Genomic DNA, 18,263 nt, shown 5'->3' on the forward strand with positions numbered 1-18,263 from the left:
GGCGGACATCGCGGTCATCCGCGGCAACGCTTCGGAAGTCCTCGCCCTGGCCGACGCCGATGTAAGAACCCGGGGCGTGGATTCCTCCCTCGCCATCTCCGAAGCGATCGCCGAGGCCGCGCTGGCGGCGATCGCCGGCGGCGATGCCGGCCAGAAGACTCTCTCGCTCTACCCCCGGCGCGTCGAGGAGAGCTGGCTCAAGGCCGAAATCTACGAAGGCCGCAATTTCGCCCAGGCCCTGGCCAAAAAAATGCCCGCCAAACTGATCCATCTGGGCGCCCAGTACATCAGCGGCGGCCGCGGCCTGATCGACCCGCTGCGGCACCGGGAGGACTGCCGCACCCTGAAGCCCGCCGCCAAAGCACCCGCGGTCCAGCCCCAAGCCGAAGCCAAGCCCCACTACGACGGGGTCCTCTACGTGGACAAGCTCACCGGCGTTTACCTCTCCAAGACCCTGCACCGCGAGGACGAGCCCTGCCATTTGATCGTCCACGACACCGGGCTGTGCGTCACCACCTGCTACGAAACCTACGCCAGCCCCTGCACGCGCTTCTGCCCGGCCCAGGTCTACGAAATCGAGAGCGACGAAAAGACCGGCCGCCGCCACCTCAAGCTCAACCCCTCCAACTGCCTGCATTGCAAGACCTGCGACATCAAGGACCCCTTCCACAACGTCACCTGGACCTGTCCGGAGGGCGGCGAGGGGCCCAATTATAAACAGGCCTGACCGGTTCAGGCCGCATCAACAGGAGAAAGTCAGACCATGGACAGCCGTACCCATTTTGACGTAATCATCGTCGGTGGTGGCATTATGGGATCCACTACCGCCTTTTACCTGACCCGCAAGGATCCGTCACTCAAGGTGGCGGTCATCGAGCGGGACCTGGCCTATACCCGGGCCTCCACCACCTTGTCCATGGTCAACGCCAGGATCCAGTTCAGCCTGAAGCAGAATGTCCAGATTTCCCAGTACGCCTTCGAGGTGCTGGAATGCTTTGAAGAGGAGATGACCCTGGCTGGCAACCGCCCCAGCATCGCCTATCACCGCGAGGGCAACCTTTTTCTTCATGGAGAACCCGCGGCAGCCGATGCCAAAGCGGCCATGGCGATGCAACAGGGCCTGGGGTGTCAGGTCCAATGGTGGTCACCGGACGAGATCAAGGCCCATTATCCCCTGTATGCGACCGATGGGTTCGCCGGCGGGACCTTCGGTGCCCAGGACGGCCATTTCGACGCCTACGCCGTACTCATGGGTTACAAGGCCAATGCCAGGGCCCAAGGGGCCGTTTATATCGAGGACGAGGTGACCGAACTGGTGGTCGACAACCGCCAGGTCACCGGCGTGAAGACCGCCTCCGGTGCCACCCATGCATCTGCCGTCGTGGTCAACTGCGCCGGCGCCTGGTGCACTGAATTGGCTGCTACCGCCGGGGTGGCACTGCCTGTGAACCCGGTCAAGCGCCAGTGCTTTTGCCTGGACCCGGCCGTCAAGCCCGACGGCCCGTTGCCCCTTACCGTCCTTCCGTCCGGGCTCTACTTCAGGACGGAAACCGGCGGTATGGTGCTGCTGGGCAAATCCATGGATGACGATCCGGTCGGTTTCAACTTCACCTGGGATCAGAACCGGTTCATGGACCTTCTGTGGCCGGAACTGGCTGAATTCGTTCCGGCCTTTGAACGGCTGAAGCTGGTACGGGGCTGGGCGGGACTGTATGCGGTCAACACCTTGGACCACAACGCGATCCTCGGCGAATGGCCTGAAATAAAGGGTTTTTACCTGGCCAACGGTTTCTCCGGTCACGGCCTGCAGCAGGGGCCGGCAGTGGGCCGTTACATGAGTGAATTGATCACCGGTGAGACGCCGACGCTGGATCTGTCCATCTTCAATCCCCAGCGTATACTCGATGGCAAGCCGCTGACCGAAGGGGGGATCGTCTGATGGAGACTCCAATTGCCGGCGATATCGTCCGGAAAAAAATCCGTGAAAGCCGGCTGGCCAGCGTGGGGCTGGCCTCTATCCGTGAGCTGAACCGGCTGGTGGGTGCAATCGAAGCCGCCTCCGGGCAGCGGTTTATCCGCATGGAAATGGGCATCCCCGGTATGGCCCCGCCGGAGATTGCCGTGGAAGGAGAGATAGCTGCCCTTAAAACTGGTGTGGGCGCCATCTACCCGCCTTTTGATGGCATCCCCATCCTGAAGACCGAAATCGCCCGTTTCGTGAAGCAATTCTTGGACGTCGATGTGCAGCCGGCCCACTGCCTGCCCACCGTAGGATCCATGCAGGGGTGCTTTCTTTCCATGATGATGGCCGGCCGCCGGATCGAGGAAAAGAACGGCATCCTGTTCGTCGACCCGGGATTTCCCGTGAACAAGAAGCAGGCCCAGGTGCTGGGGTTGCCCCGGGAGAGTTTCGACGTGTACGATTTCCGGGGGGACCGGCTTCGGGACAAGCTGGAATCCCACCTGTCGTCGGGTCGGATCGGTGCGCTGATGTACTCCAACCCCAACAATCCCGCCTGGATCTGCTTCACGGAGAAAGAGCTGGGCATCATTGGTGAGCTGTGCACGACCTACGATGTCATCGCCCTGGAGGACCTGGCTTACTTCGGCATGGATTTCAGGCAGGACACCTCCCGGCCGGGCGTGCCGCCTTTCATTCCCACGGTGGCCCGCTATACGGATAATTTTATCTTGCTGATCTCCAGCTCCAAATCCTTCAGCCTGGCTGGCCAGCGCATCGGCATGACGGCCATTTCCGATCGTCTGTTCGAATCCACCGGCGACGGCCTCGCACACTGGTTCGGCACCGACCGCTTCGGTTACGCCTATATTTTTGGTGGCATGTATTCCCTGAGTGCCGGTGTATGCCACAGCACCCAGTATGGTCTGGCCAAACTGCTGGAGGCGGTCAACGACGGCAAATACAATTTTGTCGAGGCGGTTAAAGAATATGGCGATCGCGCCCGATCGATGAAGCGCCTGTTCACCCAAAACGGCTTTTCGCTGGTCTACGACATGGACGAGGATCAGCCCCTGGCCGACGGTTTTTATTTTACTGTCGCCTATCCCGGTTTCACCGGTGTTGAGCTGGTGGAGGAACTGCTCTACTACGGCATCAGTGCCATTTCCCTTGAAACCACCGGCAGCAGCCGTACCGAAGGCATCCGGGCCTGCGTTTCACTGACCGGTAAAGCGCGTTTCGGTGAACTGGAAGCGCGTCTCAGACGCTTCGATGCCGACCACAAAGAAGGCCTGCGGGCTATCGATTAGCACTGTAGATGTCTGAGGTTCCTGTTTCATCGGGACCGAATAGGTTGTTGCCCCGCTCCGTGGTATTTCGATTCCGATTCGATTTCCACCGGCGTCCACCTTTCTGCCTTGAACTTTCCGCTTCTCTGCTCGCCCCCTCTACAGCCGTCCCTCCTCTACGGCATGGCAGGCGACAATGGACTCATTTTCCACGCTTCGTGCCTCAGGGATCTCTTCTTTGCAGCGCTGGTCGGCGTGAACGCAGCGGCCGTGGAACACACATCCGCTGGGCAGGTCGATGGGCGTGGGCACTTCGCCTTTGAGCCGGATGTGGCCGGCTTTCTTGCGGCCCAGTTTGGGAATGGCGGAGAGCAGGGCCTGGGTGTAGGGGTGCCGGGGGTTCTTGAAAAGGGTTCTGGCCGGGGAGAGTTCGCACAGCGTGCCCAGGTACATGACTGCCACCCGGGTGCTGATATGCTCTACCACCGAGAGGTCGTGGGTGATGAACATGTAGGTGAGTCCCCGCTGGTCCTGGGCATCCATGAGCAGGTTGAGGATCTGGGCCTGGATGGAGACGTCCAGGGCGGACACGGGCTCGTCGGCCACGATGAACTCGGGATCCACCATCAGGGCCCGGGCGATGCTGATGCGTTGTCGCTGCCCGCCGGAAAATTCGTGGGGATATCGACTGGCCCATTTGGGATCGACGCCGACTTGGGACATGACCTCGGCCACCCGGTCTTTCACCTGGACCGCCGATATGGACGGATTATGAAATACCACCGGCTCTTCCAGGGTCTGCATAACGGTTTTCCGTGGATTCAGGGACGCGTAAGGATCCTGGAAAATCATCTGCATGTTGCGGCGAAAGGGCAGCATCTGCTGGGCGTTCTTGTTGTCGATGCGCTCTCCCCGATAGAGGATTCTGCCGCTGTTGGGCGGATAGATGCCCAGGGTGGTGCGGGCCAGGGTCGACTTGCCGCAGCCGCTCTCACCCACCACGCTGAAGGTTTCGCCGGGGGCGATGGTGAAGCTCACGTTGTTCACCGCCTTGACGGTGGTGCGCCGATGCCTGAGTTTGCCCTTTTCAAATCGCAGCCGGTCCAGCAGGCCACCGGAGATATCGAAATGCTTGACCACCTGTTTAAGGGCCAGCAGGCCGTTTTCATCGCTTTTCATCGGGTTGGGTTGCTCGCTCGTCATCTTTTTCCCATGCTGGGGTCGGGTTTTACCATGTGACAGGCCACTATTCGTTGCCGGTGGTCCACAGGAATGAACGGCGGCTCCTGATTGCGGCAGATGGCTTCGCAAAGGGGACAGCGGGGGTTGAAGGCGCATCCGGGCGGGATGTCGGTCAACGTGGGCATCATCCCGGGGATCTGGTTCAGGCGGGCACCGGGTTGCAGGCTGCCGGGCAACGCCTTGATCAACCCCTGCGTATATGGATGCTTCGGATCGTTGACCACCTGTTCCGTCGGTCCCGATTCGACAATTTTACCGGCATACATGACGGCGATCTTTTCGGTCACCTGGGACACCACCCCCAGGTCGTGGGTGATCAGGATCAGCCCCGTATCCTCCGACTCGCACAACTGCTGCAGCAGATCCATGATTTCGGCCTGGATGGTCACGTCCAGCGCCGTGGTGGGCTCGTCGGCGATGATGATTTCCGGGTCGGTGATCAGGGCGATGGCAATGACGATGCGCTGCCGCATGCCGCCGGAAAATTCGTGGGGATACTGGGCCAGGCGTTTTTCCGGTGAGGGAATCTGCACCTTTTTCAACTTTTCCAAGGCGATCGCCTCTGCCTCGGCCCGGGTGATACTGCGGTGGGCCAACAGGGTCTCCACCATCTGGGTGCCGATGGTCAGCACCGGGTTGAGGGTCATCATGGGATCCTGAAAGATCATGCTGATGTGATTGCCCCGAATTTCACGCATGGCTTCTTCGGAAAGTGACGCCAGGTCCGTTCCATTGAACATCACCCGGCCGCCGGAGATGAAACCCGGCTTGCTGATCAAGTTGATGATCGCAAAGCCGGTGACCGATTTGCCGGCCCCGCTTTCGCCGACCAGGCCCATGCGCTCGCCCTTGTTCAGGTTGAAGCTGATGCCGTTGATGGCGGTCAGGTCTCCGAACCGCAGGCCGAATTTGACTTCGAGGTCGTTGACTTCCAGTAAGTGTGACATAACCAGGTCCAGTTTTAAGTCTTCAGCCCTTGTACAGCTTGGGGTTGAGTACGTCTCTCAGCCAATCCCCGAGCAGATTGATCACCAGTACCAACAGTACCAGAAATATTCCCGGGAACAGGGTGATCCACCAGGATCCGGAAAAGATATACTCGAAGCCGGAGCGGATCAACGAACCTAATGAGGGCTTGGTTACCGGCATGCCCAAGCCTAAAAAGGAGAGGGCCGCCTCGCTCATGATGGCGTTGGCCACCTGGATGGTCGAGATGACCAGCACCGAGGTCATGGTGTTGGGCAGCACGTGGCGAAACATGATCCGCCAGCGGTTCAGCCCGATCACACGAGCGGCCTCCACGTATTCCTTGTTCTTTTCCCCCATGACCGATGCCCGCACGGTCCGGGCATACACCGGCCATTCCGCCAGGCCGATGATGACGATGAGCAGGGGCACGGCCAGGTCTTCGTAGCGGCCGATGCCGAAGGCCAGTTGGAAGATGGCACTGATGAAGATCGCCACCATGAGATAGGGAAAGGAGAGCTGGATGTCGGCAATGCGCATGAGCACGGCGTCGATTTTTCCCCCTAAATATCCGGCCAGCAGGCCGACGACGACGCCGAGGAATCCCTGCAAAATTACTGCCCCGCAACCGATGAGTATGGAGAGGCGCAGACCGTAGATCATGGTGCTGAGCAGGTCTCGCCCCTGGATGTCGGTGCCCAGCAGGAAGGCCGCTTCACCGGCCTGCGTCCACGACGGCGGCAATTCCGAGTTCATGATGTCGATATTGGCCGGGTCGTAGGGATCGTAGGGCGAAACCACCGGCGCCAGCAGGCCGGTCGCCAACAGGGCCAGCAGGACCGCCAGGCTGAAGATGGCGGTTTTGTCCTGTTTGAAGCTGAACAGCAGATAGGATGCCTTGAATCGTTGCCAGGTTCGGTTCATTTTCTTCCCGCAATCCGGATGGTGGGATTCACCAGCCCGTAAATGATATCCACCACGGTGTTGACCACCACGAAAACGGCCCCCACCACCATCAGGTAGGCCACCAGCAGGGAGATGTCCGATCGCTCGACGGCCTCTAAAAACATGAAACCCATGCCCTGCCATTGAAAAACGGTTTCGGTGAGGATGGTAAAGGCGAACATGATGCCGATCTGGACGCCGAACACGGTGATCACCGGCAAGAGGGTGTTTTTAAAGGCGTGGATAAACCAGATGCGTTTGCGCTGAAGGCCCTTGGCCCAGGCAAACTTGATATACTCGGTCTCCAGGACCTCCATCATTTCCGACCGGATCAGGCGGATGAACAGCGGCAGCATGATCGAGGCCAGGGAAAAGCTGGGCAGGATCAGGTGCATGATGCCGTCGACGGTGAAAAAGCCGCTTTCCCATCCGCCCAGGTTGACGGTTTCCCCACGCCCGTAGGAGGGCAGCCAATTCAGCTCAACCGAGAAAATGTAGATCAGAACGATGGCTGTGAGAAACACCGGTACCGACACCCCCAGGGTGGAAAACGCCATGGTGAACCGGGAGAAGGCGCTGCGCGGGTAAATGGCCGAAAAAACGCCGATGGGCAGGGAGATGAAGATGATGATCAGCGCTGCAGCGAAAACCAGTTCGAGAGTGGCCGGGGCCTTGGCGGCGATGACCGCCAGGGCGGGTTTTTTGTGGAAAAAGGACAGGCCCAGGTCCCCCTGGACGGCATTTTTGGCGAACCGGACGTATTGGGTGACAAACGGATCGTTGAGACCCAGCTTGTCTCTCAGGGCCTCCCGTTCGGCCGGGGTAACCCGCTCGCCCACCATGTCGCGGACCGGGTCGCCGATCTCGCTTTTAATGGAAAACCCCACCAGGCTGATGATCAGCATGACGAAGAGTGCCTGGGTGACTCGTCTGACGACGAAGGCAAACATAGTCTTTGAAGTTCCCTTTAACCGAGGTAAACATGGAAACGGTATCTTGCGGCCCAGGCCGGCGTTTTCGGGGTTTCGCAATCCTCGACGTAGCGCTGCTACGCCTGCGGGTTCGAAAACCCTGGGGCCTTGACCTGAACCACAAGCTACTGTTTCTTCTGCAGTTAATCATGAGTGGGGGGCCGTGTAGATCATTCTCCGGGTGTCCCCCCCACTGTGGTTGTTCAGATCGTCCGGTTTGACTATTTAACCACGATGTCCCCGAAATAGGGGAAGTTCATGGTGTTGATGATCGGCGCCACATCCACGTTTTTCTTGGCTCCGTAGGAGTGGTTCTGCCAGTGGAAGGGTATGAAGGCGGCATCGTCGTAAAGGATCTGCTCGATCTGCTGCAGCATGGCCGCACGCTTGTTCAGGTCGGTTTCACTCTGGGCGGCCAAGGTCAGCCGGTCCACTTCCGGGTTGCAGTAGTTGCCGCTGTTGTATTGCCCGTAGCCGGTCTCCTTGTTGGGGCACATGACCAGGAATTCGGAAAAGTTGCCCGAATCTTCCGTGTCCGAGTGCCAGCCGATCATCTGGATGTCAGCCACCTGAGCGTCGAATTCATCCCAGTACTGGGCCTTGGGCATGGTTTTCAAATTGACTTTAATATTGATCTTGGCCAGCATACCCACCACGGCTTCGGCGATCTTCTCATCGTTGACATAACGGTTGTTGGGGGCGATCATGGTGCATTCGAAACCGTTGGCGAACCCGGCTTCCCTCATCAGGGATTTGGCCTTGTTCAGGTCGTAGCGCGGGGTGAGGCCGGGGTTGTAACCGGCATAGCCTTTGGGGCTCTGCTGGCCGGCCGGGGTGGCGGTGCCCTTCATGATCTTCTTGACGATGCCTTCGTTGTTGATGGCGTACGCGATGGCCTGGCGGACCTTGGCCACCCGGAATTCGGGTCGCCGTTTCTGGTTGAGCTGCACGGTGATGATGCGGCCGCCGGGATAGGTGAACAGATTCACCTTGGGGTCTTTTTCGATGCGTTTAAAATCCTGGGGGGGCACCGGGGAGATGAAGTCCACGTCACCGGAAAGCAGGGCCGCCACGCGGGTGGCGTCTTCCTTGATGGGGGTCAGCACGATGCGGTCCACGTTGCCCGGCGAGGCGGTGTCCCAGTAATCGGCAAAGCGGTCCATGACCATCTTCACACCCTGCTCGCGCTCGGCCACCGTGTAGGGGCCGGTGCCGGATTCGTTGGCCAGGGCGAATGAGGGGCCGATTTTGACGATGGCATCCTTGGGCTGTCCAGAGGCGTCGTTGCCGCTGTAGAACTCACTGTCCATCGGAAAGATGTAAGTGCACATGCGCAGCAGCAGGGCATAGGGTTTTTTGGTTTTGATGTCGATGGTGTAGTCGTTGATGATCTGTGCTTCGGTAAAGAGCTCGAAAAGGCCCTTGAAGTCCACGCTCTTTTTCAGCCGTTCCAGGGTGAACTTGACATCCTTGGCCGAAAACGTGTTGCCGCTGTGAAACTTAACCCCTTCACGCAGAAAAAAGCGCATGGTCAGATCATCGATGCGCTCCCAGCGGGTGGCCAGGCGCGGTTCGATGGACATGTCCTGGGCATAGCGGACCAGCGGATCGAATACCCAGTGGGAATACTGCAGCATGCCGCCGGAAAGCTGTACGTGGGGATCGAGGGACACCGGGTCGGCATCCAGTCCCACTTTTAAAGTGGCGGCACCGGCAAGGGTCCCAACGCCGAAAAGCAAGGCAAGGGTCAGGGTTACAACAAGACATTTCTTCATTTAGTTCCTCCTCCTGGTTGTGGTGATGATGGCAACCGTGCACCGGGTAATGCCTGCGGTTGACCGTTATTTTTATGGCTCCCGTTTGTCCATTCGATCGGCCCCTCTCCATCAGATGAAAAACGGTCGATCAACGCCCGTGATGACGGCCGGATCGTTCGGGATTGTCCATATGCGCCGTGAATGCCTCGGCATATCCATAGGACGTGAACAGCTGGATGAAGTAGCGGATCAGACTGTCAGGATAGTTATTCATCAGTTGTGGGTCGATGGCGCTGCGGCACAATTGGGTTTCTTTTCTGAAAAGTTCGATCATGGATGGTGAATCGGAGGAAAAACCCTGCAGATTGACCTGGTCGTGGGTGGAATCGTAGTTATGGCTTTTCTTCCCAAAAAAAAACACTTTCGGATCGTCGCGGTCGTCGCCCTGGATCATGTAGTCGAACCAGGGACAGCGTTCCATGATCCAGGTGCGGTGCTGATCCGGGTTGGCCCGAATGGCGGCCACGGCATTGGCGAAAAAACGCAGCGCCAGCTCGGGTTGGTTCCCTTGTTTTGCATCCATGACCTTTTGGACATACTCTTCCAGGCAATGCCGGCAGATATAGGTTTCGAACCGGGTCCCTGCGTCACAGCTCATTTGAAAGATCGCCTTGCGCTCTTTGAACAGGGCGCTGGTAAAGGAATGGTAAAAACTTTTATCCGGCGGATCGTTTTCGTTTGTGTCGACCTTGCGGCCCAAATAGAGTTCATCGGGCATGAACAGGACCGAGGGCGCTTCTTTCACCAGTATCTTGGTGCCGCCCCTGCGCTCCATTGGCGACAGCAGCAGTTTGACGTGAATGTCGTCATACAGCGATAGGGTGTTCCCCTGAATTTTGCGTTTTCGGTTGTTCTCCAATATTTCGGGTATGTCCGGTTCGTCCAGGGCTTGATAGTCATATCCGGCCAGGACCGTGTTGATCTCTTCGATGGAATAGTTCAGGGCCAGCATGATGGAAGCGATCTTGTCTTTTCCCGGCCGGTTGATATTGTCGTTGATCAGCTTGGTCAGGTAGGTGTGTGAAATCCCGGATGTTTTGCTGATGGTGTTCAGCTTGAGACCACTGTCATTGATAATACCGCGGATGATGTTTTCAAAAATACGCATGATGGGTTGGGGGATAACGGGTTGCCGGAGTTGTCGCGCGACAGCAATGGTGAAACGGATATAACCAAATTGTATCAAAGATGCAATAATTTTTTAATTCGAGTTGGAAAGAAAATAAAACAATAGGAAAAAAATGAAAAAAAGCTAAAGTTGAGCCCGGAGGATGCCGATAATAACTTTACAGCGGCACATCGGGGGATTGCTGCTGAATAGCGTTACTTCCTCTTCTTTCATCCAACTCCTTCTGCCTGCGGGGCGGTCTTTTGACCGCCCCGCTCTTTTTTAAGGTACGCGCCTGCCCCGGCGCCGGCTACAGGTCCCTTTTGGTTCTTACCAGGGTATAGAGCAACTGGATCGGTTTGCCCTGTCTTCCGGGCTTTTTATCGATAATCACCTTCCAGGAGGAATGTTCCTCCAGTTTCCACATCATTTCGTGGATCTTTGCCAGGGCGCCGTCCGCATCACCACCGGCGGTGTTGATGGTTTCAGATTCCTGGAAAGATACGTCTTCGTTTTCATTCGTCCCCGGGCCAAGCCCCACCAAAACGGATCCCTCCCCGATATCCACCAGTGCACGGTTGATCGCCGACGACAACCGGGGGGCGATGGGTGACAGCTCCATGTGAATCAGTTTTGACAGTTCATACGGGGTCATTTAATCTCAAACTCCTATGGATGGTATACATGGGGCTGACCGGCTACAGAATGGCCAGCAGGCCGTAGATATCTTCCTTGCGGGCGTAAAAATCGGACATGATACGGTTAACGTTCGCTTCTGACAGGCCGAGCAGGTTGCAGACCCGGTCATAGTGGACGTAGTGGCCGCAAAACAGCTCTCCGTTAATGCCGGACATCGAACACATGCTGTCGGCAAGGTAGACCATGGCGACCTCTTTAGCAATGTCGGTCACCTCGTCTGTCAGGTGGTGGTCTTTAATGGTGCCGGCCAGCGCCTGGCTGAAGTTCCACTTCTCGGCGATTCGCCCTCCGAGATGGGCATGATCGATGCCCAGTACGTGGCGTTCGGCCTCCACCAGGCTCCGGCCGTCGATCTCCATGGTTTTGCGAATGATTGCAAAAGTTTCACCCATGTGCCGGTCGAGAATGATCACGCCGATGTCCTTGAGCAGCGCCGCCGTGAAAACAGTGTGTCTTTCCGGGGCCCTTATGGTTTCGGCAATGGCGCTGGCCATAAGGGCGCAGGAGACGGACTGCTTCCACAGCTGGCCCTCCTCGAGGCCATACCCCTGGTGCGCGGATTTCAGCGGTTTGGTCACACTGTTGAGCAGCACCATTTCAACCACCCGTTTCAATCCCAAAAGAACCACGGCGTCATGCACCGAGTCTACTTTTTTCTTGAACCCGAAGGCAGCTGAGTTCGCCAGCTTGAGCAAGTTTGCGGTTACCAGGGGTTCGTAAGTGATCAACTCGGTAATCTCAGAAACGGGAACATCCGGGTCGTCAACCAGATCCATGAGTTGATGGATCACCTGGGGTACCGGCTCAATCCTTTCGCTTTCCTCCAATAATCGATCAAGTGTCGGCATGGCACGTACTCCTTTTTTCTAATCACTACCCTTTTTTGACCATGAGTTCAAGCCAATGAACCCTGCATGTATACCCGACCATGACGTTCGGCCGCCGTGATTCCAGGCAACGATGCAGCCGTGCGGGACGGCCGTACCCCCTGATCATAAAAAAGGCAGCGCTGCCAGCCGGAAAATTATAGCCGTCATTTTCCTGGAAAACCAGCTGCGATATTATGCCACCGGCATTCTTTACTCAATCTTTACATGCACGTTACCCAACCTTCATCAACCGTCCTTAATTTACCAGTCGCCAATTCCTATCATTGAAGATGGCGGCTGATGAAATGATTCCCCGGGCTTGCCGCTAATTGTGACCAACGGATCAGGCAGGCGTCGGGCTGATCCGCCGGGCAATTCAACCTGAATGCAAGGATTTGTTTTTGGCGCATCGGTGTTGAGCAGGGTTGACCGGATGGTTAATCTGTCAGGATACAGGGCCGACAGCGACTCACGGCCAGGCGTCGACAGTCCCGTTATTGGCGATGAATCAATCATGATGTCAACCGGTTGATTAAAACGAAGCGATCAGCCGGGCTGATGGGTTAATGAAGCGGGTGGGTTCACAATCGAGGCGAACAGGATCATGATCGACGATACGCCATACATCATTATAGACAACCAGAAAGCAGCCCCCCTTCACCGGGTGACAACGTCAGGTTCGACTTCTGCTGAAAAGCCAAACCGGAATGATCGACCCTTCGGGGTTGTTGACCGGGTCACCATTTCCAAAGCGGCCAGGGAAAAATACCGGCAATCGCAGACCTCGATCGACGCTCACTCCGCGGCATTCACGCCTTCCTCTGAAAAACTGCGTGTCCCAACCATTCCCCTGTTGGCTGGTTCGCCGAAAAGACCCAGCTGACCCGTATCTTCAATCCGGGCAGAATCCAGACAATGGGGTATGCTGCCATCACCTGGCAGAGCCTTGCGCGCGGTTTGCCGATAGGCGTCAAGGCCTCGCCTCTCTTCCCTTTCCACGATGTAAAAAGAGCTGACACGATTCATGGCATAAAACGCCTTCCGTTCTCCCTAAAAGATTAAAAATTATCAATAAAACAGTTAGATACCTTTGAAATCACCCTTGGCACAACCATTGCTGATCGAGTCTGCAAAAGCGTATGGTTGCCATGACGTTTGTTGCCTGACAACAGAAAGGAGATGGCCATGACCAAAAAAGCAGGCATTGGGGATTACGTACCCGGAAAATATGCCAAGCGAAAACCCGGCACCGAAGCACGGGTGGGGCATTATGTTCGCATTTGGGAAAGCCGAAAGCTGGTTCAGGAAGAAGCGGAGAGGACGGCCGCCGTACCTCCCGAGCTGGCCCCCTGCATTACCTTTTCCCGGAAAATCGGCGTCGGTGCATTGGAGATTGCCGACATGGTGGCCCAGAAGCTGGGATACCTTGTGGCGGACCGGGAATTGATCGAGCGAATCGCCAACCAGTCCAACATCAGCGAAACGGCCGTCGCCTATTTCGACGAGCGATTCCCGGGATACGTGAACCGGACCTTTAAATACCTGTTCGGGGAGAAGGCGTTTATCGACAGCGACTATTCAAGGCACCTGATGGGTGCCGTTTTTGCCATTGCCGGTTTGGAGCCGACGGTATTCGTCGGCCGTGGCGCCCATCTGATTCTTCCCCGGGAGCGGGTGCTGGCCGTTCGCTGCATTGGCTCCGACGAATACCGGGCCAAACGAATTGCCGATATCATGCGCATCAGCAAGGCGGAAGCCAGAAAGAAATTGTCCGGCATCGATAAGGAGCAGGCGCTTTTCTTTAAAAAAGTATTCGGTAAAAAAGCGGCGACTCCATATGAATTCGACATGGTGATGAACCTGGATCATTTTGCCAATCCAGGGGATGTGGCCGACATCGTCGCTCTGGCATTCAACAAAAAATTCAAGCCCACGGTTTGATTGGCGCCCGCAAGGCAGATCGGACAACCATGACGGCAGCCATTACCGATGAAGCCATTGGCCAGCGTGTGGGGGCCTGGTTTCCCAGCCTTGCCGACCGCCGCCGGTACCGGTGCCATACGGATGCCACCGATTTTTATCAGGTGGACTATGGGGATGTACTGGTCCTGGCCGGCCACCCGTACCTGATCCTGAACAATGCCAAGGAAGGGCGTTTCGGGCTGGACGACCAGGAAAAGTTCTGGGTCAAGCGTGCTGTGGACCTGCAATCCGGCCAGCGGAAAATTATCAAACTGGTGTTTTTTGAAAAGTTCACCGCCCACATTGGAGGCATCGCCTACGATTGCTTTCGAAGCCCTCGCAAGGAGGCGCGCATTCTGGAGCGGGTGGCCAGTCATCCCCATTTCATGCACGGGTTCGCCACCCCCGACACCCGGGGCAACATCATCCGGATTCTGGATTTCATTTACGGGAAATCACTTTGCGACACCATCGAGGGATTGACCTGCAGCCACGAGAGCTATTTTTTTGACGTGTTCCCGGAAATTCTGGACCGCTTCAGAAGCTGCATCGAGGCCATCGGATACCTTCACCGCCAGGGGGAGAAACACGGCGACATCAGGCGGGATCATATCATCGTCGATCGCCGGAGCGGCATCTACCGGTGGATCGATTTCGACTTCAACTATCGCCACCGCGAAAACATATACGGTTACGATCTTTTCGGTATCGGTAACATCCTGATCTATCTGGCCGGCAAAGGGGATCTGCTGGTACCGGAACTTTGCCAGCAGCGGCATCCGTCCTTCGGCATGCTCAAGCCGCAGGACCGCAACATCGTTTTTAACCACCGGTTGGCCAATCTGAAGAAAGTTTATCCATATATTCCCGAATCGTTCAATCGCATTCTGTTGCATTTCTCGGTGGGGGCCAACTGGTTTTACGAGCATGTCGACCAGCTTCTTGAGGATTTGGCCCAGGTTGGCCGGTGACCGTTTTAACGTCCTTTATCGGAACGCCAAATGAAGCAGATACGTAACAACCATATTGTCATTGCGGTGGACGGATCGGAAAATTCCCGACGCGCCGTTGCGTATGTCGGGGGGCTGATAGGGGGCCTGGCAGGCTTCTCCGTGACGCTGCTGCACGTCATACACGCACCGGAAGAGGATTTTTTCTCGTCGCCCCAGGAGCGTGAACGCTGGATCCAATCCGGCCGGAAAAAGGTCGACGGATGGATCACCGACTATCGGAACCAATTGATTGACGACGGTGTCGATGCCGGGGACGTGTCCATCCGCGCAATAGAGCGGGACGGTCCCTCGCTGGCCCGGTTGATTCTTGCCGAAATGACATTTCTGGCAGCCGGTACGATCGTGTTGGGCCGGCAGGGATTGTCCCGCAAAGAAGAGTTCCTTTTTGGTTCGGTTTCCAAGCAGATTGTCAGCCATGCCCGCAACTGCACCGTCTGGGTGGTTCAATAGCATCATTTCCCGCAGCCGGTTCGGCATGGTTGCCGTAGGCTCAAGACGGGAGGTGGGCAATCCTTACAGGTAAAAAATGCCGGAACATCGAACCGGCAGGGATTCGAATTGTTTAAGATATTAATAATTACAGTATTATATTTTAATTCACCATGTGTGTACGGATGTTGCATAAATGGTTTCGATTGTTAATCTCAATGGCCTGGATATCGGAACATGGCAGACTCCGCTGCGCTGGTGCCCATACCCTTTTACGCCCCGGTGCGGACCGGCACCGGCACGTTTTTCAAATTCGGCGAATCGTCAGGGCGCGCAATGCTCCTTACGCAACCGGTGCGAACGGTTGCGCCCGATCCGGACGACGCGTTGATATACAGCACCAGCGGTCGTCTGGTCGCCGACTCATGGATCGGCACACATCTGAATATCTATGTCTGACCACCCCTCCCAGCAGACCCCCATCTCGTGTTTTCCCAACGCAGGTTTTCCTGGCCATGTTGGCGCCGGGTATTAACTGTTGACAACCAGGCAAACTGTGGTTTTATCTAATCATTCAAGTAAACAGGGCTTTCCCAACATTCAACGCGCGGAGTCAGTCACATGGAAAGAAGAAAAGCCGAGGACCGTCGGCAGGTTCACGTGTTCGTTTCCAATGATCGCAGAGATGGGCCCTACGAAAGAAGGGACGGCGAAGCCAGGCGCCGGGAGAGGGAGCGGGAAAGAAAGAAAATCGAAAGAATCCGGGCGTTCAAAGAGAAGCACAACGCGCCTGCGTCGGCCTCACCGAGGATAACCAAGAAGCGGCTGATGGTTGTGGGTGTGGTGGTGATGGTTTTGCTTGTGGCCTTGTTTCTGATCAAGTGACCGCCCACTATAAATATCGCGGCGTGAAGCCGCTGCGATGGTGCAGTATTGCGCAGCAGTGACTTCCAGCAGCCATGGAAGGCTTGTGCGGCACCATCCGGGATCGAGCCAAGATGGCGTTCCAACGCTGAGCCGGTTTATTTCAGGATGGATTTCCAGCCTCGATGATTTCAGGAAATTGGCTTGGCGAACATTGAAACAAAGCCCCGGCAGCCATCAGAGCCGCCGGGGCTTTTCATTTCAACAGGTTTCCGATCAACCGCGGCAATCCGGCAACGATGGACGCCCGGCCGTATCGGGTATGACAGGATCGATTAGAATTCCAATGTGATCCGGCCATAGAAGGTCGTGTTGTTTTCGACTTCGGGCCTGAAACCGCCGGCTTTCCAGTAGTCGCCGGCATCCAGGTAGGCCACCACGCCCCAGAACTTCAGGTTGTTCATGATGTCCCACTCCACGGTGAAGTCGTACTCGGCCCCGTGGTCGTCATCCCACTCCACGCCGGCATTGGTCTTGGGGGCGTCATCCGCCGTGGAATTCACGTAGAGCACGCCCAGCTTCAGGTTGTCCAGCAGCTGGTACTTGGCCCCCAGCCAGAAGGAGGTATAGCCGGCCGGACCGGTGATGGTGGTGGGGCCGCCGGAGACGTTGCCCAGGGGAATGCCGTTTTCGTCGGTGCCGCCCAGGGTGGTGTTGAGGTTCTGGTAATCCGAGGTGAGCAGAAACCCGTGTTCCAGGTCGATGGATTCCTCGAAGTAGCCGATGGCACTGGCTTCGTCGTCATCCGGATTGCTGTCGCCCTGCACATAGGTGCCGCCCGCGTTGAGGGTCAGGCCGGCGATGTCGTATTTCACGTCCAGGGTGGCGGCGAATCCTTCGGCATCGATGGTGTCGAAGGTATTGCCTGAAACCGGATCCGTGCGGACTTCATCCAGTTCGATTTCACCGAATCCATAAAGGATTTCCGCTTCGGCGGTGAGCGGTCCGAAGGTGCCCATGAAGTAGGGGTTGAACACCCACAATCCAAGAGAGGAGCGGGTGGGGCCGGCTTGGACGGCGGCACCGGCGGCTGCGGCTGCGCCCTGGGCGGTTATCGCACTGGAATTAAGACCATAAAGGTCGATGGCAGGAATGCCGGCACCTGCAAGCGCTCCATCAAGGGCTGCGCTTGAGGCGGCGTCAAAGGGGGCGGCCTGCACGAGAGGCACCAAAGCGGGATTCAGCGCGCCGGCTAATTGGAGCGCTTGAGCATAAGTACCGGCATAGGTGCCTTGCGCCACGGTCGCGGCTGAAGATGCAGCCAGATAGCCGTCATAGCCTATCTGGAAGTTTCTGAGGTCGCGCTGGTTTACGTAGTTCTTGTGCTCGTAGCGGGCGATCAACAGGCCGGTGGACCAGTTTTCCTGCTTGTAGGCTGAAAAACCATAGAATTTGTGGAAGTCCGCATCGGAAATGACGTTTCCCCGGTCCCCTTCTCCGTTTTTCTGGGCCACGAGGCCGGAGATGAAGTCACCCGTGGGCACGACCCACATCACCCGGTCCTTGTGCCGGCTGTTGCTGCCGTGGCTGGCAGTGCTGTCGCCCAGCCCGGTACCCCAGGGGGTGTCGATGTAGCGGCCGACGATAAATCCGCCGATGGAGGTCTTGATGGTCATGTAGGCCGCTTTCCAGTCGAAATTTTCATTGTTGTCCATTTTGGGGGAGAGCGGATTGTCCTCATCGGTCGGCCGGCTGGCATCATAGCCCCAGGTGTGGTCCTGCAGGGCGGTGAACTGGGTGGTGAGGGTGATATTGTCGTTGACCTTGAAGACCGGTTTGGCCATGAACTCCATGGTCGAATAGTCGTCCGAGGCTTCATCCTTGTTCAGGGTCGGGTTGGAATGGTTGAAGTGCTCCACAAAATAGTGGCCCGAGACCTCCACCTCCAGGGCCATTGCCGGGGCGGCGATCATCAGCGCCGCACAGATGGCAACAATAAACCTAAACTTTTTCATCTGGCTCCTCCTTGTTAAAAACATTGGGTTTGTACACGTGCTGATCCAACTTACCGGAATACCGTCGATCACCTCCTTTTCGTTGACGCGTTGATGCAGGTGTCCAGGCTGCAC

At 56.9% G+C, this 18,263-nt stretch carries 17 protein-coding genes; 8 read left to right on the forward strand and 9 right to left on the reverse strand.

Features of this window, described 5'->3' with window-relative positions:
• The 3 genes from ACZCED_RS07950 to ACZCED_RS07960 all read left to right on the forward strand — a co-directional run.
• Positions 1 to 727 (forward strand): 4Fe-4S dicluster domain-containing protein (locus tag ACZCED_RS07950; RefSeq protein ID WP_464860574.1); only part of this gene is annotated, 727 nt, incomplete at its 5' end.
• A gap of 36 nt (positions 728 to 763) precedes the next feature.
• Positions 764 to 1,939 carry an NAD(P)/FAD-dependent oxidoreductase gene (locus ACZCED_RS07955; protein ID WP_464860575.1) on the forward strand — a complete coding sequence of 392 codons (1,176 nt, stop codon included), beginning with the start codon at positions 764 to 766 and terminating at the stop codon, positions 1,937 to 1,939.
• On the forward strand, positions 1,939 to 3,270 hold the full coding sequence (locus tag ACZCED_RS07960; protein ID WP_462968485.1) for an aminotransferase class I/II-fold pyridoxal phosphate-dependent enzyme: 1,332 nt from the start codon (positions 1,939 to 1,941) through the stop codon (positions 3,268 to 3,270). Before ACZCED_RS07955 ends, ACZCED_RS07960 begins: the two co-directional genes overlap by 1 nt.
• Before the next feature lie 138 nt (positions 3,271 to 3,408).
• On the opposite strand, the gene ACZCED_RS07965 is transcribed toward ACZCED_RS07960, so the two are convergent.
• The 8 genes from ACZCED_RS07965 to ACZCED_RS08000 form a co-directional block, all read right to left on the reverse strand.
• On the reverse strand, positions 3,409 to 4,452 hold the full coding sequence (locus tag ACZCED_RS07965) for an ABC transporter ATP-binding protein (protein ID WP_462968486.1): 1,044 nt from the start codon (positions 4,450 to 4,452) through the stop codon (positions 3,409 to 3,411).
• Positions 4,449 to 5,438, reverse strand: a complete 990-nt coding sequence (locus ACZCED_RS07970) for an ABC transporter ATP-binding protein (RefSeq protein WP_462968487.1) — start codon at positions 5,436 to 5,438, stop codon at positions 4,449 to 4,451. The genes ACZCED_RS07965 and ACZCED_RS07970 overlap by 4 nt, the downstream gene beginning before the upstream one ends.
• A gap of 22 nt (positions 5,439 to 5,460) precedes the next feature.
• On the reverse strand, positions 5,461 to 6,381 hold the full coding sequence (locus ACZCED_RS07975; RefSeq protein ID WP_462968488.1) for an ABC transporter permease: 921 nt from the start codon (positions 6,379 to 6,381) through the stop codon (positions 5,461 to 5,463).
• Positions 6,378 to 7,352, reverse strand: coding sequence for an ABC transporter permease (locus tag ACZCED_RS07980; protein WP_462968489.1), 975 nt, complete (start codon positions 7,350 to 7,352; stop codon positions 6,378 to 6,380). Before ACZCED_RS07980 ends, ACZCED_RS07975 begins: the two co-directional genes overlap by 4 nt.
• 242 nt (positions 7,353 to 7,594) lie before the next feature.
• A complete protein-coding gene (locus ACZCED_RS07985) occupies positions 7,595 to 9,148 on the reverse strand; it encodes an ABC transporter substrate-binding protein (RefSeq protein ID WP_462968490.1) in 1,554 nt (517 codons plus the stop codon).
• Between the two features lie 130 nt (positions 9,149 to 9,278).
• Complete coding sequence (locus ACZCED_RS07990) at positions 9,279 to 10,298, reverse strand: hypothetical protein (RefSeq protein WP_464860576.1); 1,020 nt, start codon at positions 10,296 to 10,298, stop codon at positions 9,279 to 9,281.
• A gap of 310 nt (positions 10,299 to 10,608) precedes the next feature.
• Positions 10,609 to 10,953 carry a hypothetical protein gene (locus ACZCED_RS07995; RefSeq protein WP_462968492.1) on the reverse strand — a complete coding sequence of 115 codons (345 nt, stop codon included), beginning with the start codon at positions 10,951 to 10,953 and terminating at the stop codon, positions 10,609 to 10,611.
• A gap of 43 nt (positions 10,954 to 10,996) precedes the next feature.
• Positions 10,997 to 11,845 (reverse strand): HDOD domain-containing protein, encoded by an 849-nt coding sequence (locus ACZCED_RS08000; RefSeq protein ID WP_464860577.1) that lies wholly within the window; start codon positions 11,843 to 11,845, stop codon positions 10,997 to 10,999.
• Between the two features lie 1,206 nt (positions 11,846 to 13,051).
• On the opposite strand from ACZCED_RS08000, the gene ACZCED_RS08005 reads away from it, so the two are divergent.
• The 5 genes from ACZCED_RS08005 to ACZCED_RS08025 all read left to right on the forward strand — a co-directional run bounded on the left by ACZCED_RS08005 (position 13,052) and on the right by ACZCED_RS08025 (position 16,155).
• The gene (locus ACZCED_RS08005) at positions 13,052 to 13,807 is read left to right on the forward strand and encodes a cytidylate kinase-like family protein (protein ID WP_464860578.1); all 756 of its coding nucleotides are present in this window, start codon (positions 13,052 to 13,054) and stop codon (positions 13,805 to 13,807) included.
• 29 nt (positions 13,808 to 13,836) lie between these two features.
• Positions 13,837 to 14,799 carry a protein kinase family protein gene (locus ACZCED_RS08010; RefSeq protein WP_462968495.1) on the forward strand — a complete coding sequence of 321 codons (963 nt, stop codon included), beginning with the start codon at positions 13,837 to 13,839 and terminating at the stop codon, positions 14,797 to 14,799.
• Between the two features lie 30 nt (positions 14,800 to 14,829).
• Entirely contained in the window at positions 14,830 to 15,291 is a 462-nt protein-coding gene (locus ACZCED_RS08015) for a universal stress protein (protein WP_462968496.1), read from the forward strand.
• A 216-nt stretch (positions 15,292 to 15,507) separates the two neighbouring features.
• Positions 15,508 to 15,729, forward strand: coding sequence for a hypothetical protein (locus ACZCED_RS08020; RefSeq protein ID WP_462968497.1), 222 nt, complete (start codon positions 15,508 to 15,510; stop codon positions 15,727 to 15,729).
• 162 nt (positions 15,730 to 15,891) lie between these two features.
• Positions 15,892 to 16,155, forward strand: coding sequence for a hypothetical protein (locus ACZCED_RS08025; RefSeq protein ID WP_462968498.1), 264 nt, complete (start codon positions 15,892 to 15,894; stop codon positions 16,153 to 16,155).
• A 314-nt stretch (positions 16,156 to 16,469) separates the two neighbouring features.
• Here ACZCED_RS08025 and ACZCED_RS08030 read toward each other — a convergent pair whose 3' ends face one another.
• A complete protein-coding gene (locus ACZCED_RS08030; RefSeq protein ID WP_462968499.1) occupies positions 16,470 to 18,149 on the reverse strand; it encodes a hypothetical protein in 1,680 nt (559 codons plus the stop codon).
• Between the last annotated feature and the right edge of the window lie 114 nt (positions 18,150 to 18,263).

Source organism: Desulfosarcina sp. (assembly GCF_055467485.1).

Excerpts from the sequence above, each read along its gene's own strand:
- ACZCED_RS07985 (WP_462968490.1), bottom strand. The coding sequence starts at position 9,148 with ATGAAGAAATGTCTTGTTGTAACCCTGACCCTTGCCTTGCTTTTCGGC.
- ACZCED_RS07955 (WP_464860575.1), top strand. The coding sequence starts at position 764 with ATGGACAGCCGTACCCATTTTGACGTAATCATCGTCGGTGGTGGCATT.
- ACZCED_RS07960 (WP_462968485.1), top strand. The coding sequence starts at position 1,939 with ATGGAGACTCCAATTGCCGGCGATATCGTCCGGAAAAAAATCCGTGAA.
- ACZCED_RS08010 (WP_462968495.1), top strand. The coding sequence starts at position 13,837 with ATGACGGCAGCCATTACCGATGAAGCCATTGGCCAGCGTGTGGGGGCC.
- ACZCED_RS08000 (WP_464860577.1), bottom strand. The coding sequence starts at position 11,845 with ATGCCGACACTTGATCGATTATTGGAGGAAAGCGAAAGGATTGAGCCG.
- ACZCED_RS08020 (WP_462968497.1), top strand. The coding sequence starts at position 15,508 with ATGGCAGACTCCGCTGCGCTGGTGCCCATACCCTTTTACGCCCCGGTG.
- ACZCED_RS07990 (WP_464860576.1), bottom strand. The coding sequence starts at position 10,298 with ATGCGTATTTTTGAAAACATCATCCGCGGTATTATCAATGACAGTGGT.
- ACZCED_RS07970 (WP_462968487.1), bottom strand. The coding sequence starts at position 5,438 with ATGTCACACTTACTGGAAGTCAACGACCTCGAAGTCAAATTCGGCCTG.
- ACZCED_RS08005 (WP_464860578.1), top strand. The coding sequence starts at position 13,052 with ATGACCAAAAAAGCAGGCATTGGGGATTACGTACCCGGAAAATATGCC.
- ACZCED_RS08015 (WP_462968496.1), top strand. The coding sequence starts at position 14,830 with ATGAAGCAGATACGTAACAACCATATTGTCATTGCGGTGGACGGATCG.
- ACZCED_RS08025 (WP_462968498.1), top strand. The coding sequence starts at position 15,892 with ATGGAAAGAAGAAAAGCCGAGGACCGTCGGCAGGTTCACGTGTTCGTT.
- ACZCED_RS07980 (WP_462968489.1), bottom strand. The coding sequence starts at position 7,352 with ATGTTTGCCTTCGTCGTCAGACGAGTCACCCAGGCACTCTTCGTCATG.
- ACZCED_RS07965 (WP_462968486.1), bottom strand. The coding sequence starts at position 4,452 with ATGACGAGCGAGCAACCCAACCCGATGAAAAGCGATGAAAACGGCCTG.
- ACZCED_RS08030 (WP_462968499.1), bottom strand. The coding sequence starts at position 18,149 with ATGAAAAAGTTTAGGTTTATTGTTGCCATCTGTGCGGCGCTGATGATC.
- ACZCED_RS07995 (WP_462968492.1), bottom strand. The coding sequence starts at position 10,953 with ATGACCCCGTATGAACTGTCAAAACTGATTCACATGGAGCTGTCACCC.
- ACZCED_RS07975 (WP_462968488.1), bottom strand. The coding sequence starts at position 6,381 with ATGAACCGAACCTGGCAACGATTCAAGGCATCCTATCTGCTGTTCAGC.